This window comes from Novosphingobium album (ex Liu et al. 2023) (assembly GCF_029076845.1).
Taxonomy (GTDB): domain Bacteria; phylum Pseudomonadota; class Alphaproteobacteria; order Sphingomonadales; family Sphingomonadaceae; genus Novosphingobium.
On sequence record NZ_JARESE010000039.1, the window covers coordinates 1 to 14,652 of the forward strand.

Annotated in this window: 11 protein-coding genes; 6 read left to right on the forward strand and 5 right to left on the reverse strand. The window is 58.8% G+C overall.

Annotated features, from left to right (window positions below; translation table 11 throughout):
- A partial coding sequence (locus tag PYV00_RS12110) for a 3'-5' exonuclease (RefSeq protein ID WP_275228526.1) occupies positions 1-1,574 on the forward strand: 1,574 nt, incomplete at its 5' end.
- Positions 1,575-1,644: 70 nt separating this feature from the next.
- On the opposite strand, the gene PYV00_RS12115 is transcribed toward PYV00_RS12110, so the two are convergent.
- The 4 genes from PYV00_RS12115 to PYV00_RS12130 form a co-directional block, all read right to left on the reverse strand.
- Positions 1,645-4,740, reverse strand: coding sequence for a DEAD/DEAH box helicase (locus tag PYV00_RS12115; RefSeq protein WP_275228527.1), 3,096 nt, complete (start codon positions 4,738-4,740; stop codon positions 1,645-1,647).
- Positions 4,737-6,599 carry a phospholipase D family protein gene (locus PYV00_RS12120; RefSeq protein WP_275228528.1) on the reverse strand — a complete coding sequence of 621 codons (1,863 nt, stop codon included), beginning with the start codon at positions 6,597-6,599 and terminating at the stop codon, positions 4,737-4,739. Before PYV00_RS12120 ends, PYV00_RS12115 begins: the two co-directional genes overlap by 4 nt.
- Positions 6,589-7,755 carry a DUF6361 family protein gene (locus PYV00_RS12125; RefSeq protein WP_275228529.1) on the reverse strand — a complete coding sequence of 389 codons (1,167 nt, stop codon included), beginning with the start codon at positions 7,753-7,755 and terminating at the stop codon, positions 6,589-6,591. The genes PYV00_RS12120 and PYV00_RS12125 overlap by 11 nt, the downstream gene beginning before the upstream one ends.
- A 330-nt stretch (positions 7,756-8,085) precedes the next feature.
- The gene (locus PYV00_RS12130; protein WP_275228530.1) at positions 8,086-8,601 is read right to left on the reverse strand and encodes a hypothetical protein; all 516 of its coding nucleotides are present in this window, start codon (positions 8,599-8,601) and stop codon (positions 8,086-8,088) included.
- A 244-nt stretch (positions 8,602-8,845) separates the two neighbouring features.
- Here PYV00_RS12130 and PYV00_RS12135 point away from each other — a divergent pair, with 244 nt between their 5' ends.
- From PYV00_RS12135 to PYV00_RS12155, 5 genes are all read left to right on the forward strand, one after another.
- A complete protein-coding gene (locus PYV00_RS12135) occupies positions 8,846-9,529 on the forward strand; it encodes a hypothetical protein (protein WP_275228531.1) in 684 nt (227 codons plus the stop codon).
- Positions 9,526-10,539 carry a hypothetical protein gene (locus tag PYV00_RS12140; RefSeq protein ID WP_275228532.1) on the forward strand — a complete coding sequence of 338 codons (1,014 nt, stop codon included), beginning with the start codon at positions 9,526-9,528 and terminating at the stop codon, positions 10,537-10,539. The genes PYV00_RS12135 and PYV00_RS12140 overlap by 4 nt, the downstream gene beginning before the upstream one ends.
- Before the next feature lie 114 nt (positions 10,540-10,653).
- Positions 10,654-11,310 carry a hypothetical protein gene (locus tag PYV00_RS12145; RefSeq protein ID WP_275228533.1) on the forward strand — a complete coding sequence of 219 codons (657 nt, stop codon included), beginning with the start codon at positions 10,654-10,656 and terminating at the stop codon, positions 11,308-11,310.
- A gap of 28 nt (positions 11,311-11,338) precedes the next feature.
- A complete protein-coding gene (locus PYV00_RS12150) occupies positions 11,339-12,115 on the forward strand; it encodes an NYN domain-containing protein (protein ID WP_202084665.1) in 777 nt (258 codons plus the stop codon).
- A gap of 95 nt (positions 12,116-12,210) precedes the next feature.
- On the forward strand, positions 12,211-13,674 hold the full coding sequence (locus PYV00_RS12155; RefSeq protein WP_275228534.1) for an ADP-ribosylglycohydrolase family protein: 1,464 nt from the start codon (positions 12,211-12,213) through the stop codon (positions 13,672-13,674).
- A 181-nt stretch (positions 13,675-13,855) separates the two neighbouring features.
- Here PYV00_RS12155 and PYV00_RS12160 read toward each other — a convergent pair.
- A partial coding sequence (locus PYV00_RS12160) for a transposase (protein ID WP_275228535.1) occupies positions 13,856-14,652 on the reverse strand: 797 nt, incomplete at its 5' end.

A 14,652-nucleotide genomic window follows, 5' to 3' on the forward strand; every position in this document is an offset into this window, starting at 1 on the left:
TGCATCAACAATGGCCTGCTTTTACTCCGCCCCGCTGGCTTGGAATCAGACCGCCGTTGACACATGCAGCGATCTGCACGGCTACGCTCGGCCCGGGCGCAACGCCGCTCGGTGATGCCCTTGGCGCTCTGGCCCGCGACGGCCGGATCGAGACACCAGAACTCATGGCGTTGCAGGGACTTTGGCCTGACTCGCTTGCGACGCCGGTGGACAGACTGGTCCATCGGGTGATCCAGGTTGCCGGGCTGCGAGACTGGTGCGACCGGCTTGACGATCCCGCCCAAATGAGAGCGGACCTTCTTCGCTTCGAGGCTGAAGCGGCGGCATTCATGGATGCACACCGCGATATGCGTGAGGCCTCCGGTTTCTATGGCCAGAGTGCCAACGTTTTCCTTGGCTGGCTCGAGAACAAGGTCGGCTTGAAGGGAGAGGACCTCCGTCCCAATCCCGCCGGAGCCGAGGCCGATGGCATCGAGATTGTAACCTGGCACGCATCGAAGGGGCGGGAGTGGCCCGTCGTCGTCGTGTGCGGCCTCGATCACAAACTCGATCCACGTGCCGGAACTTTCAGCACAAAGTTTCCTGGTTTCGACGATCTCGATCATGTGATCGAACAGGCGACACTTGCCTATGCGCCTGACTTTGCTGCTCCCGAAGCGACAGCTCGTTTTCTAAATGGACTGTATCCCGAGTGCGAGGAAACAGCGCGCCGATTGCTTTACGTTGCTCTGACCCGTGCGCGGGACCGCCTGATCATCGAGTGGCCGCAGGATGACGAGAAGGTCGAGCCGCCTTTGCCGATTACGGCACGTCGTCTTTTGAACGACGTCTGTGGCATGAAATTGCAGGGAAATCAGATCACTGTCGGTCCAGCGAACTTTGCGTCGCGCATGACGATTTGTGGCAAGGAAATCCCGGCATCGTTCGAAGGGGAAGGCAGAGTTCGCATTGAGAGCAATTATCGCGAACCCAGGTTTGCGATTGAAAGGCGAGCTATCGGCCAGCTTGCCCCGGTCATCAGTCCTTCCCAGACAATCGCCACCACTCGGCCGCTGCCTTTGCAAATTGAGACCCGGCCGATTTCAGCGGGTGTCCGGCTCACCGGATCGGATCTCGCACAGGCAACGGATAAGGGAACTGCAGTCCACGAGGCATTGCGGATACTGCTAAGCCGACCCGATCTGCCGGGCAGGGTAAGCCAGCATTGCCGTGTATCCGACGCTGAAGTCGAGCTTCTCGGACAACAGGCGCAAGCACTTCGTGAGACCCTCACGGAGCTTGGCTATCCGCGCCTGCATATCGAACAGCCTATCGACATCGCACTGCCGGATGGAGGACGTCAGAGCATCATTGTCGATCTCATCGCCGAGGGAACGGATGGATTCATGATCGTGGACCACAAGAGTGGCCCCGTCACTGATCATCTGGCGCGATTTGAAACTTACTGGCCTCAGCTGGCAGCCTACATCGATGCGGTCGGCACTAAGGGGGCAAAGGCCGTTGATGGTGCTGCCGTTTTTTGGACGGAAACCGGTGAACTGACGATCGGGAGAGATCAACGATCGATAGCGTAAAAATTGATCGGGCAACTGAAACGCACCATCAAGGACGCTGTGGCGCTTTGCTCCGCCAAGGAGCCGATCCTTAACTGGCCGGTTTAAGCGAGAGCTGTACTTCGGCGAGTTGCTCCACGACATCCTTGTCCATGTCCGAAAAAAGCTCGATGAGTTCTTCCTGACGCGGTTGGCCGAACGCCAAGCGATAGGTCGCCAAGGAATTCAGTAGAGTTTTGTAACGATCCTTCTCCCGGCTGAACGGAGGGATCAGAACAACGCGCTCGATCTTGTTTTCGCCCGGATAGATCCAGAAGGGAATGATGTCGCCCGGCCTGCCATGCTCGACTTCATCCTCGCTCGCGGCATCGAACATGGCGCACCATGGGCCTTGAGTCCCTGCTTCACTGAGGGCCGCGCTGGAGAATTTGCCCGCAACGTTGCGGCGTACCGCATGGTTCTTGAAACGATGTACGCGCCCTTCGCGCTGCTCGATGTCCACTGGGTTGCGAGGCAGATTCCAGTGCACGATACGCGCGCAATAGGAATGAAAATCGAGACCTTCCTGTCCGATCGAAGTCGAGGCTAGGACAAAGGGCCGGAAGGGCGACTTGAAGGCCGCCTGAACTAGTGCCGCGCGCCGCACGCCTTTCTCGTCTTCTGCCTTGTTGGCAAATCGCATGGCAAAGCGGGCGCGAACCTCGAATGTCTCATCGCGCAGCTGGCGTTGCGTTGCACTCCAGTGGTCGAGCATGATCTGCGCCGGGCGCAAAGCGACGACTTCTACGACCTTCTCCGCGATGACCTGCAAGCGTTCGCTGACTTTGAGCTTGTCCGTGCGCTCGTTTTCCGTGACGAGGTGGAAGTATTCATCGAGGACTGCGGGCAGGTCATTTATTGCCGCATGTGCATTGATCTGCTGCCAATAATTGATCGGGGATTGTTCCCCGAGCAAGGCACGGGTTTCGGGCTGATTGTAAAGGCTGCGAAATCCTAGCGCGATCGCAACCGCGGCCCCGATCATTTCCGGTTCGACAAGGTCCGTTTGGGGACAGAAGCGACCAAGGGCGCGAAGGGCACAGACGGCAGGAGAGCCGAGCGCGAAGGTCGCCAGCTTTTCGACGACTGTGCCCGTGCAGGCCGCACCGTGATGCTCGTGTTCCTCGCGGGTGTCCTGAAGGACCTCGATGGCCCTCGCCATCGCCTCATGTTCGTCGTGATCATCATATTCGACCGCAGCGACGTCCGTCCAGACAATGTCTCGGCCGAGTTGAGCATCGAGGGCGATCGGCAGTAGACGGTCGGATATGCCTTCGAGCCGGGACAGGGGGCCAGCGCCCACCTGCTCGGCCAACGCTTGGCAAGCTTGGGCATGGAGCTCGTCATATGACCCGGCGCGCCCAAAGCGACGTTCCAGGGCCACGGGATCGACCAGCTCGGCCAAGGCCGGGGAAGGGTAGAGCATGGGCATCATTTCCTCGATGCCGATGGGACGTGCGGTCCGGGCGACATGTTCGGGAACCATGCCCATGCGCCTGCTGGCCTCATGGGATAGCAGTGCGGCTATCGCGTCTGGGACCATGGACCAGTCGGAGAAGACCAACGTCTTCGTCACCGCGCTGGGCGCGCCGAACGAAGGGCGAGACGGCGGGATCCAAAGCGACCGATCGAGCCGGTCGCTAAAGGCGATATCCGCTAACGCCCGCATCCGTGCGTTGCGCAAGGGAATTTCTGCGTATTCTTCGACCTGAGCCTTACTGATCTGGTGCGGAGAAGCCTTCCGGATCGCCTGGCGTAGTTCCTTTGAAGCCCCCTTCTTGAGGGCCAGCAGTCTGTCCCGCAGCTTGTATTCGCGCATGAAATTGAGAAGATAGGGTGCAGACTTCCAATACTCTACGATGCCAGGAGCGCTGGCCAACCGGGCCACGTGGGCCACTGCCCTCGCTTCCCTCAAGTCATCGGTCTCGATCGTAAGTTCGGGCTCGTAAGCCCTGACGAGGGCATTGCGATCTTCGGTGGAATCCACGCGTTCGGTGCGCGCCATCACCTGGCTCAACATGTCCTGAAGGCGGTCTCGCTGCACGCGGGCGGCTTCACGCGATCCCGGCATCGATTGCAGCGCGCGCCGGAATTTTGTGAGCTCGGCCTTCAGCTCCTCGACCCGCGCCAAGCCGTCTTCCTCGCCGAAAAGGAAGCGCATCGTGCGAAGGAAATCGGCATAATGGTCGCCTTCCTCGGGATCATCGGTGTTCAATGTGAGCATGCGGTAGGGCGTGGCCGAAAGCAGCAGCAGCCTCGCCTTTGAGCCGTCCTCGCCCTCATAGCAAAACAGCGCGCGCGCGAGCTCGGCCGCCGCCGCCTTTTCAGGCGCAAGCTCAGCATCGTGGTCATGCAGCAATTCGGCAAAGCGCTGGAATTCGTCAAGGATTATGAGATTTGGCGACAGGGCTTTCACGCAGATTTTCGCTAGGATCCTGCGCAGCTCACCGATTATCGCGGCGGGGCGTTGGTCGGCAGGATAGTTCGGCTTTTTCCTACTCCTGGCCAGATTGGATGCCGCCCGTATCCGGTCTATAAACGTGTCGCTTACGGCGCGGTTGAATTCCAAGGCGATCTCCTTGGAGATCTTCCTCCCATCGCTCCCCATGTCTTCGACCAGCGTCAGCCAGTTTTCCGGCTTGACCGTGCCCCGGAAAACCTTCTGCACGCCCATATGGCGAATTCGGATTCGTTTGCGGAGCATTTCGAAGATCAGCGCGCGCTCCTCCTTCGCGCCAAGTGCGGACTTTAAGTCCAGAGCAGTTCCCGGAGTCAGGCTGATTAGATTGATCCCGTTGGAGGCGATCCCCCCATCCTTCTCGAGTTCAAGAGGCAACAATGTCAGGCGCGTATTGAGCGGCTTCGTCGCCGAACCGATCACGTTGAGGGATTTGATGTTCTGCTCGGCGATGGCCCGGTTCGAGCAAATATAGACGATGTCGACGCGGTCGACCTTTCCCTCGAGCTCTTCGATGCTTCTGGCGATGACGCCTCTTGCTACCATGGTCTTGCCAAGGCCTACCTCGTCGGCGACGAGGAATTGGTTGGTAGGAATTGCGTCGGTGAACAAACGCCGGAAGACATAGTCTACCGTTGCCCTCTGGAACGGCTTCAGCAGCTCTAGGTGTTCATCTGCCTTGTAGCTCATCGGCGCGCTCCCTTGCGCTTCACCAGTGGAGCGAAGCTATCCCAAAGCGCCAAGAATCCCTTTGGAATGATGTCGTCCGCGCCACCTGAATTCTTCAGGCGCATGACGAGGCTGTCGATCTCGGCAAGCTCGTCGCCGTCAAGACTGAGGGCACGGACGAGGGGCTCGAGCAGCGATGTGCCATCTTGGCTCAGCCTGCGCAGCCATTGCCCTTCGCCGCCCGTTTCGCTCTCCAGAAAGCTGCCTTCGCCCAGCGTGCCCAGCAGAAGGCTGAGGTAGCGAAGGAAGTTTTCGACATTGGCGATATGCGCGCGCAGTACGGCTTCGTCGCGCCCTTCGGGCAGCCCGACCAACCTGGCCCCCAACGTAAACGCCAATTCGATTTTGGTCTCTTCGTCCAGCAGCCGGATGCCGAGCCAACGTGTGACGTCGCCGAGCGCAACCGAGCCGAGCGAAAGCGCCTGGTCCTTGCCCGCAAGCAGATCAGCGCTGTCATGGCCCCTTTCGTTCGGCACAGTGACGGCGCGCACGAAGCACCGCACGCCTGGGGGCAGGTCGAGGGGAACAGCTTTCCCGGCAAGCTTTACCTCCAGGCCGATGAGGTCGCCTTGCTGCGTGCAATGCAGGTCGAGCGGCAAGGCAGAGACGACGCAGCGCAGCTCTTCCAGTGACTTCTCGGCCGCCGCGGCGGCATCCTGTTGTGGCGACTCGCTCGGCGCGTAGTCGTTGAGAAGGCGATTGAACCCTTCCGAGAAGAGGACGTCTTCTATCTTCCCCATCCTGCTGATGGGGCCGTCCAAAGTCGCCATGACTTCGACATTTCGGGTCCGCCCCCGCTTTTCGGGGCGCAGCGCCGCACTCGTCGCATTGGCCGAACCCAGGTGGATGTGTAGCCGGGAGCCGCGCTCAACGAGATAAGCCTTGGCATGAAGACCTTCGAGGTCCGCTGAACAGGTAATCTCCTCCTCTTCTTCCTCGAAATGGGTCGCTCGCTCGTCGAGCGTGCTGATCTCGTAGAGCTCGCGCACTTCCGGCTTAATGCAGTCGAGTTCTTCTGCGCGCGCGATGAGCCGGCGCTGCCCTGGGCCGTCGTAGCCTGCAGCAAGATCTTCCAGGGCTTCGGAGGATACAAAGGGGGAGAGAATGGCGATGCGATCGCCCTTCGGCGGCATCCAGCGTTCACCGTCCAGTCCGTTGACCGCGAACCTCACCTTCGTGGCGCCAGCCGGCAGCTTGTCCCACCTGCAATGATCGAGATCGCGTGCCAGCGAGATTAGGAACTTGGGAGGAGTCGGGCGCGTGGCTTCATTCGCGAGGCGGGGAAGGGCGCGAAGCAGTTTCGAAATGGGCGCGTTGTCTTCATTCGCTTCGTCCTCCACGGTCCCATCAAGGCACAAGGCAAGGTCCCAGCAGCGGTCGTTGGTCAGGTTGCGTGAGAGGATCGCCAGGCGCATGCGGACAGGATCCACTGTGTTCTCGGGTTCGAAGCGAATGCACCAAAGCTTAGGATGAAAGGCACCGCCACCTGGGGCGCCAACCTCGATTATCGTCTTTTCGTATAGCGACAAAAGCCGCGCCGTATTCGGCCGGGCATCCTTGATCCTACCGCGGTCGCAATAGATTGCCATGCGCCCGGCCAGGCGTTCGACGCTCTGCAGCAGAGCAAGGGGGCTGGCCAGCATCTCATCCTTGTTCTCCGCATCGCGAAAGACGATCGCAATGGGAATGGCAAGCGCGGTCTCGAAATCGAGCGAGTAGGTTGCCGCGGCAGCATGGCCGAAACTGTACCCGTCCGGAGCGCGCACGAGCGTGGTGTAGAGTTCCCGGTTCTCCGGGTCGAATACGGCATCATGCGACATCGACTAGATCCCCAAGATGCTTGCGGGCCGTTTTCCAGCGGAAGTCGAGGCGCGCAAGACCTGAGGCCCCAGACCAACGCTCGAGCGGGGCGTCATGGCAAAGCCTGGATTTGGCTCGCTTCAAGGCGCGCTCTCGCCGGTGGACTAGATCGATTGCCTGCAGATCGGATTCCAGGTTCGGCGCGCCTCGCGCGGCAATCTCCACCCAACCTATTACGAAGTCCCTCGAGGGCCCCGTCAATTTGTGACTGGTATTGCCGACATGGCGAAACAGATCGTCGAGGTCCCACTGCTTGATTGCAAGTCGGTCAAGTTCACCGCGCCAATCCTCGATGCGCGACCGGTAGTCCTTGACCAGTTCGCCTGCATCTCCATGCCGCTTTGCATTGGGGCGTTGCGCCGCGCGCTGGGCCAGTAGCAGGTTGTACAAAAGCAGCGCACCATGCATGACCGTCGAATAGCGCTCGGCGTGGCGCAGTAGTGTGCGATTGGTGTCGGAGATGGAATCGTCGCTGACCTCCCAGGGCCAGTCGTCTTTGAAGGCCTTCTCCTTGACAGCCAGCTCGTTCAGTAAGCTGGCCTTTGCCTTGGCAGCGATACGATCGCGCAAGAAGGCGATTTCTTTTTCCCTGAGCCGAAAGTCGATTTTCTTGAACAAGTTGTCTGGAGCTTCGGGCAATCCGGCAGCCCACAATTTGAGATCATGGTCCTTCAGGCTTTCCGGTCCGTAGGACAGGAATGTTGCCTGGTTTCCGGCCAGAGTCCGAATACCCAGTGTCTTCAGACCGGCCCAATAGACGCTCGATGCAAGCCTCTTGAGATCTTTCCCTGCCAAGCGGCCGATCACGTCATCACGTTCACCGCCTTCAAGCAACGCCTCGCTCAGATCGAACTCCAGATTGCGAGCTATGACTACACGCTCTGCCTGGCTTGTCTTGCGGCTCTGAGCCTCGCGGTAGACCCAAGGGATGAATAGCATGTAGCGCAGCCGCGTCTGGATCGTGCTGGTTCCCGGAAACAGGAGGTCGGCCAATCCGTCGCGTATTGTGCCGAGACCCAGTTCGTCCCGGGCCTCGGGTTCCTTGAACAGGTCGATAAGCGTTTGGGCCCGCCGGCGTTCCTCAGGGTCAAAGTCGATCCAAGCAAGATAAGACATCGAGTACTCATTGAGATGAATGTTTGAGGAGGGACAAGGTAGGCACGTGGTGTTGATTGCCGCTTAGCGCCTGATCCTAAATTAAGTAGACTGGTTCCAGAGGGTTAGCTTGACGCTAGGCCAAGTCGTTGATTCAGCGGTTTGGCAACGAACCAAGGAAATCAACGATGTAGACCGACACCACCCGGGCGCAGTATGCCCGGGCGCGCCCCGGCTTTGCCAAGCACGATGCTGCGAAGACAATCTGGCGACAGCTACCTTGAGTTTTTTGATGTGGCAGCGACGATGAACTGATCCTTGAAACGAGTCGTGCCGGTCCCATTGGGATGGTCATGCTCTTGAAATCAGAACGCTTGCCGGAAAACTCTTATACTCCGTAGCCAGGCTTTCGAAGGCATCTCCGGATTGTTCAAGGAATGCCTCAACGCATTTGGTGGGGGGCTCTTTGACCGCACCGTACACAAGGGATGCTGATTCGGCCGCTTTTGCCGGCCGTGGAAGCTTCCGATTCCGACCTGCGAGCTCATCTATCAGTTTGGCGAAATGCCACAGGGCCCCTCTTGCATTTTGCGCCTTCTCCCGCGGCACATCCTCGCAAACACCCAGCCAGATTTCGTGGTCGAGCTGGTCCCGATGTTCTATAAGATGAGCGCCGAGCCAGTCCGGGTTTTCGAACACCAGAGCCTGATAATCCGCCCCCGCTTGAGTGCCAAGTCGACGTGCCGTCCGTCGAGGAACCAAGATAATTGGACCTTCATCTCGTCCCACTTCGAGCGCTTGGAGAATGAGTTCGAAATCATCGCCCGTGTGCATTGAGTCCACCCAGCGGATGCGGAACTTATCCATCTTTCTTAAATCCCCGTTTCTAAGTCGCTGGCGGGTAACTGATTGTCGCGACAAATTCGGTCGCAGCAGCCAACTACTCATGCCCCGGCGGCAGGCCGCAAAGTTTTCTCACGGCTTAGTATCTTTTGATCGGTCAAATCTCAACTTGTCGATGTTGCCCCTTGCAGCAGTCATGCGACCGCTTTTGTCGCGGGTGGTCGCTTGTATGAATTTGGCTTACGGCTGACCGAGGACGAGGGAAAGAATGGGCCTATTTAATCGCATTATTCTCGGGCACCGGATCGATGATTGGGCGTCGGAATACTCGCTCGTTGCGGCCAGAACGCTCAATCAAGTCGCCGCTGACTTGTTAGCCAGTGCCGAGCAGGACATCTCCAGTGCAAGCCTGAAGGACGGCCTTTTGTCGCAATCGGCCTTCTTGCAAAACAGGATCGCACCAAAGGTTCGGGAGGTTGCTGAACCCGTCGCGATTGAGATTCTCAACGAAGCAAACGTCGCCCTCGCTGCGATCGTAGAGGAGCAAGCGGTCTGGGTAAGAGGCCCGGACTATGCCGAGCAACCAGAACGCTCACTCGAGGGCGCGAGTGATATCGCCGCAGCCGCAGTACCACTCGCTGCCGGTGTTGCGACCGCCGCATCACTTCCTTTCGCAGCCGTGACAACGACGACCGCCTGGCTTGGCCTTGTCACAACGACAACGATCAGCTGGCCGGTCGTAGTCGGCGGGGGCGCGCTCGCCGGATTTGGCATTGCAACGGGGCTGCTCAACACTGCCAAGATACGCGACCGGACCCAAGCCAGACTGCGCGACCGCGTGCGCTCCTTTGTTATTGGCTCGCTAATCGGCAGACATGGGAACTCACCGTCGATTCTGCAGCAGTTGACCGCGGAGTTTGACCGCGCAGCGAAGCGTGCAAAAGCAATATGATCGGCTCGCTTGCTAACGTGGTACTGCGAGAAGTACCCGCCGAACTTCTGGCTGGCGTGGCATCGGGCCAATACCGCGTGGCAGGCTCTATAATCCAGTCAGTATCTTCAGGACGGGTGGTCGGGCATCTACAAGAGACGTCAGCAATATCTGCTCTGCTGAACTTCAGCCCACTCAGCCTGCCGCAAATGGCGATGGATACGGTGTCCGTCGTACAGAACGAGCAGATCAAGGCTGCTATGTCCGTCGTTCAGTCGCTGCAAATCGCGAATCTCGCGGCCAGTGGCATGGGCATTGGTGTCTCTGTCGCTGGTGCCGCGATCTTGGCGAAGCGTATCGCCAGGGTAGAGGAGAAGGTCGACGCGATCCTTCCTAACCTTGATGCGATTGTGCGGCGACTGGAAGCCATGCGAGTCGAGAGAATCGCTGAGGATTTCACACGACTTCGGACATTGGTGGATCAGGTCGAAGAGGCTTGGTTGCCATCCGCAACACAAAGAGAATGGATTGCAATCGCACGGGATGCACATTTTCTAGCGGACAGCTTCGACCGCCGCGCTCGAGAGCTAAGTGCTGCGAGCGATGTGCTCAACACCGAACCTTTGGTCGAAGCTTTCGCTCTCGCCTCAGGGCTGCGTGTCACCGCCCGGTTGGCATCCTGCCAAGACGATATGGCTAGGGAGGCTGCGAGCTCTCGGGCACTTACGCTGGTACAATTGGGAGAGGCGATCCAGTTAGCCCCTCTCGCTCTTGCTCACGCGCCAATGGAAACCGCAGGCACGCCTGAGTATCTGGATCTCTTGGAACAGAAGGCAGACGGCCTGCGCTCAACAGTTGCTCGGGTGCGCGAGCGTGAGATCGCCGCTGCCGCCACCTCTGAGACCCTCCATGAACTGGCACGCCAAGGGGTATCCGGACGAGAATGGCTCGATACTGCGAAATCCGAGGGGCACAATCCCCTGCTGTTTCTCCCCGTCTGCGATGTCAACGCGCGAGAGCAAACCCGGTGACAAGGCACGCAGGCTATCGAACCTAGAAGTGCGTTCTCATGTTCTCTGAAAGCGAGGATGGCCTAGTTTGCGACAATATCATCCCGGTTCGTTGATTAGGGAAAGGAAGATTGGATGGCCGGGCCGAGCAAAGTGATCACGGCTGTCGAAATGGCCGAAGCCAGCGGGATAGACCCCAAGCGACTGCGAGCAGCCCTTCGAGCTGCACACCTCCAATGGCATCCGCACAACGGTCGCTGGGAGGCCGTGCGAGGGAGCGATCAGCATCGAGACATGGAACGGGTCATGGCGCAGCTGGTTGGAGGGAGTATACGGCTCCGATCGACGTCACAGGCTAAAAAAGGCCCGTCCGAGGTCACAATTCGCGACGAGCATTACGTGCTGGATCTCTGTGACGTAGTTCTCGGGCAGAAGGCCGTCCGGCAGCACTGTTTTGAGTTTCTTACCGGCGATCCAGATCGGCGTGGTTACCGAAAGCCGCTGCCTGTCGACGGGTTCTACCCTGCTCTTGGCCTCGTGGTGGAATATCATGAGCGACAACACCGCGAACGTGTCGGCTTCTTCGACGATAAGCCAACGGTTTCCGGCATTCCTCGCGGCGAACAACGCCGACGATATGATGAGCGTCGCGCCGAATTGCTGCCGAGGCATGGCTACAGTTTAGTCGTTCTCGAGGTAGATGAATTCGCACACGATAGAGCCAAGCGCCTGGTCAGGACCCCTGAAGATCAGAAGGTTATCAGCCGCCGCCTTTCAAGCTTTATTGGCTGATTAATGGATATCAGGGCAATGGTGCAAAATGGCTAATGAACCTCGCACCCCACGGCTTGCTGTCTTGATTGACGCAGATAATGCTTCTTCCCGGATCGCACCGCGCCTCTTTGAAGAGATTGCCAAGATCGGTGAGGCAAGTGTCCGCCGTATTTACGGCGATTTCTCCGGGACTAGGCTTAAATCGTGGGCTGACGTTCTCGCCACTCATGCGATCAAGGCGCACCAGAACTTTGCGTACACCAGCGGCAAGAATGCATCGGATATTGCTCTGGTCATCGACGCGATGGACCTTTTGCATACCGGTCGTTTCGACGGGTTTTGCCTTGTCTCTTCCGACAGCGATTTTACCGGACTCGCCTCGCGTATCCGTGAGCAGGGGATCGATGTCTACGGCTTCGGAGAGCAGAAAACTCCCGAGAGCTTTCGACAGGCCTGTCGTCGTTTCATCTACACCGAAAACCTGCTGCCAGAGGCGCCAACGTCAGATGAGCCAGGCCGACAGGATGCCCGTCCGGCTAGCGTAAAGAAGTCGCCCAAAGCTGCGGCACCTTTGATCCGAACCGCCATCTCACAGCTCGATGATGAAGGGGGCTGGGTACCTCTTGGGCGGGTCGGCCAACGTCTTGCAGCGCTCGCCTCTGACTTTGACCCTCGAACCTATGGTGAAGGCAAGCTGAGCGACCTGGTTGAGAAGGCAGGGGGCTTTGAATCTCGCAGAACTGAGACAGGGCATTTGCAAATCCGGGTCTCTCCGTCTGGCAAGGCTGGCGAGGTTAAAGCAAGAAAGGCAACACCCGGATGAAAGTCCGGATTCATCCCCAGCGCCAACCAATGCCGGTCTGATGCCCTTTGAAACGTGCGACCACTAATGTCGCATATGGATCGTATTAACACGCAATGAGCAGAAATCTCCGAACCAGCATCACTGATCCGATCCAGATTCCCACACTGTCAGCCGCGTCAGGACGCATCGGCATTTCCTTTTGTCCCGGAAAGCAAGGGCCTGCGCTCGCTGGCTTTGAGTGGAAGCGTGACCTTGCGGCGGATCTGGACGCGGTGCGTGAGTGGGGAGCCGCCGCTGTCGTCTCTCTTATTGAAAAGCACGAAATCGAGCTGCTGGGGGTCGCAGATCTGGAGACTGCGGTTGCAGCTCGCGGGATGGAGTGGTTTCATCTCCCGATCCCCGACGTCAGGGCGCCTGGCGAGGAATTCGAGCAACGATGGCACACGGCCGGAGCCCGGCTGCGCAGTCTCCTCACCGACGGGGAACGCGTCTTTATCCATTGCCGAGGAGGGCTGGGCCGAGCCGGCACTGTGGCAGCGAGACTGCTCATCGAACTCGGCATCACAGACACCGATACCGCAATCGCCCAAGTGCGAAAGGTCAGGTCGGGCGCTATTGAGACGAGAGCGCAGGAAGATCACCTTCGAGCGATCGAGCGCATTTACGATCGGTCCTGTGGATGCCTCATCGGTCTGGCGGTCGGTGATGCTTTGGGCACGACCCTCGAGTTCAAGCCGCGGGACACCTATCCCCACATCACAGATATGGTCGGGGGAGGGCCGTTCGGCTTGGATGCGGGGACATGGACCGATGACACTTCCATGGCCCTGGCGCTGGGAGAAGCTCTCCTCGCCAGCGCGGCCAAGGGCTCGGCTTTTGAGCCGGGAGAAGCACAACGGCGTTTTGTCGATTGGTGGAGGAACGGCGCATTCAGTCCCACGGGAAGTTGTTTCGATATCGGGATCGCAACCCGGCAGGCCCTTGCTCGGTTCGAGGAAACGGGCGACCCGATTGCCGGCTCGACCGATCCGTACTCGGCAGGCAACGGCTCACTAATGAGGCTCGCGCCAGTCGCGATCTGGGGGATACAGCAAGATCCCGCAGTAGTGACACGAGTAGCCCGCCGACAGAGCATGACCACGCACGCTGCAGATGCGTGCCTCGAGGCCTGTGAAGCGTATGCACTGGTCTTGCGGGCGGCTATCCTAGGTGCCAGCTTTGAGGATGCTCTGGCGGTTCCCTCGGGTGAATATGGACCTGAGGTCGGTCCAATCATGGCCGGTAGCTGGCGCGGGAAAGCACGCGATCAGATTGCGAGCAGCGGATTTGTAGCGCACAGCCTCGAAGCAGCGATCTGGTCCGTGGCAAACACGACGAGCTTTGACGACGCCGTGCTGTTGGCAGCCAACCTCGGTGACGATGCCGACACTACTGCCGCAATTGCCGGGCAGTTGGCCGGCGCAATTTACGGCGCATCGTCGATCCGCCAATCATGGCTAGAAAAGTTGGCATGGCGCGAGGAAATTGAGACTCTCGCGCGTAAACTGGCGTTCCCGGCAATCGCGCTCTCAAACTAACGTCGCGGCCGATACGTTGCAGCGATCGGCGGCGTTGCTGTTCGGCCCGCATTGGTGCCCATGGGCACATAATGTGTCATGCTTGATGCCCTATCGCTGAATTAGCGGATAATGCGTCAGGTTTGACCCTCTACAGAAGGCCCCCGGCAGCGGGATCAGACGGCAGGCTTGGCCCAATTACCTACAACGGGATCTTGGTCCCAGAAATACGTACGGGGTCCAAGCCTGCCTCCTCCGGCTGGAGGAACCGCGGTTTCGATTTGTCTGGATCAAACGAGGCGCCCGTCTTCCACATTGCCATCATGATCACAGCGAGCTTCCTTGCGACGGCAACGCGAGCCTTGAGAAATCCGATCTTTGTTGCCAGCCGGAGGCCCCAAGTACGCAATGAACTTTCGGTTTTGATTGTGCGAAGCAGCACGGTGGCTGCTGTGATTAGGTGCGACCTGGTCAGCTTGTTTCCGTAGCGGCTGATCCGGCCGCGGCGCGCGGTGGCGCCAGATTGATACAGATTGGGCGTTAGGCCGAGATAAGGCCCGACATCTCGATTGCTTCTAAAGCGGTAAGGGTCTCCGACTGCGCTGTAAAATGACAGCGCTGTGATTGTCCCAACGCCAGGAATCGTCTGAAATCTGGCGCAAACCGGGATGCTGGCGGCCATTGTGCGCATCTTTCGATCCATATCCCAGATATGAGAGCGCAGATCTTCTCCCATCCTGACCAGGGGATCCAAATCGACGCGGATCGTCACGCCGTTGGTGCTCAAAAGCCTGAGTTGGTTAGCGACTTCAGCTGCGAGCGATCCTCGCCCATTCAGGAGCTTGATACTGGCACCGTGCAATCTGAATATGGACTGGAGCAGCGCATCCGTCCTGGCTCGATGCTTTAGCAGGGTTCGACGGATGTTGATCATTGCGGATTCCGACGATCGCGCGCATGTATTGCGATCTGATGCCGCGCAGCGTTCCGATTTGATCG

What these genes read in the sequence shown, in the direction of transcription:
- PYV00_RS12135 (WP_275228531.1), top strand. Translation starts at nt 8,846, where the DNA reads ATGGGCCTATTTAATCGCATTATTCTCGGGCACCGGATCGATGATTGG.
- PYV00_RS12145 (WP_275228533.1), top strand. Translation starts at nt 10,654, where the DNA reads ATGGCCGGGCCGAGCAAAGTGATCACGGCTGTCGAAATGGCCGAAGCC.
- PYV00_RS12115 (WP_275228527.1), bottom strand. Translation starts at nt 4,740, where the DNA reads ATGAGCTACAAGGCAGATGAACACCTAGAGCTGCTGAAGCCGTTCCAG.
- PYV00_RS12155 (WP_275228534.1), top strand. Translation starts at nt 12,211, where the DNA reads ATGAGCAGAAATCTCCGAACCAGCATCACTGATCCGATCCAGATTCCC.
- PYV00_RS12120 (WP_275228528.1), bottom strand. Translation starts at nt 6,599, where the DNA reads ATGTCGCATGATGCCGTATTCGACCCGGAGAACCGGGAACTCTACACC.
- PYV00_RS12140 (WP_275228532.1), top strand. Translation starts at nt 9,526, where the DNA reads ATGATCGGCTCGCTTGCTAACGTGGTACTGCGAGAAGTACCCGCCGAA.
- PYV00_RS12150 (WP_202084665.1), top strand. Translation starts at nt 11,339, where the DNA reads ATGGCTAATGAACCTCGCACCCCACGGCTTGCTGTCTTGATTGACGCA.
- PYV00_RS12125 (WP_275228529.1), bottom strand. Translation starts at nt 7,755, where the DNA reads ATGTCTTATCTTGCTTGGATCGACTTTGACCCTGAGGAACGCCGGCGG.
- PYV00_RS12130 (WP_275228530.1), bottom strand. Translation starts at nt 8,601, where the DNA reads ATGGATAAGTTCCGCATCCGCTGGGTGGACTCAATGCACACGGGCGAT.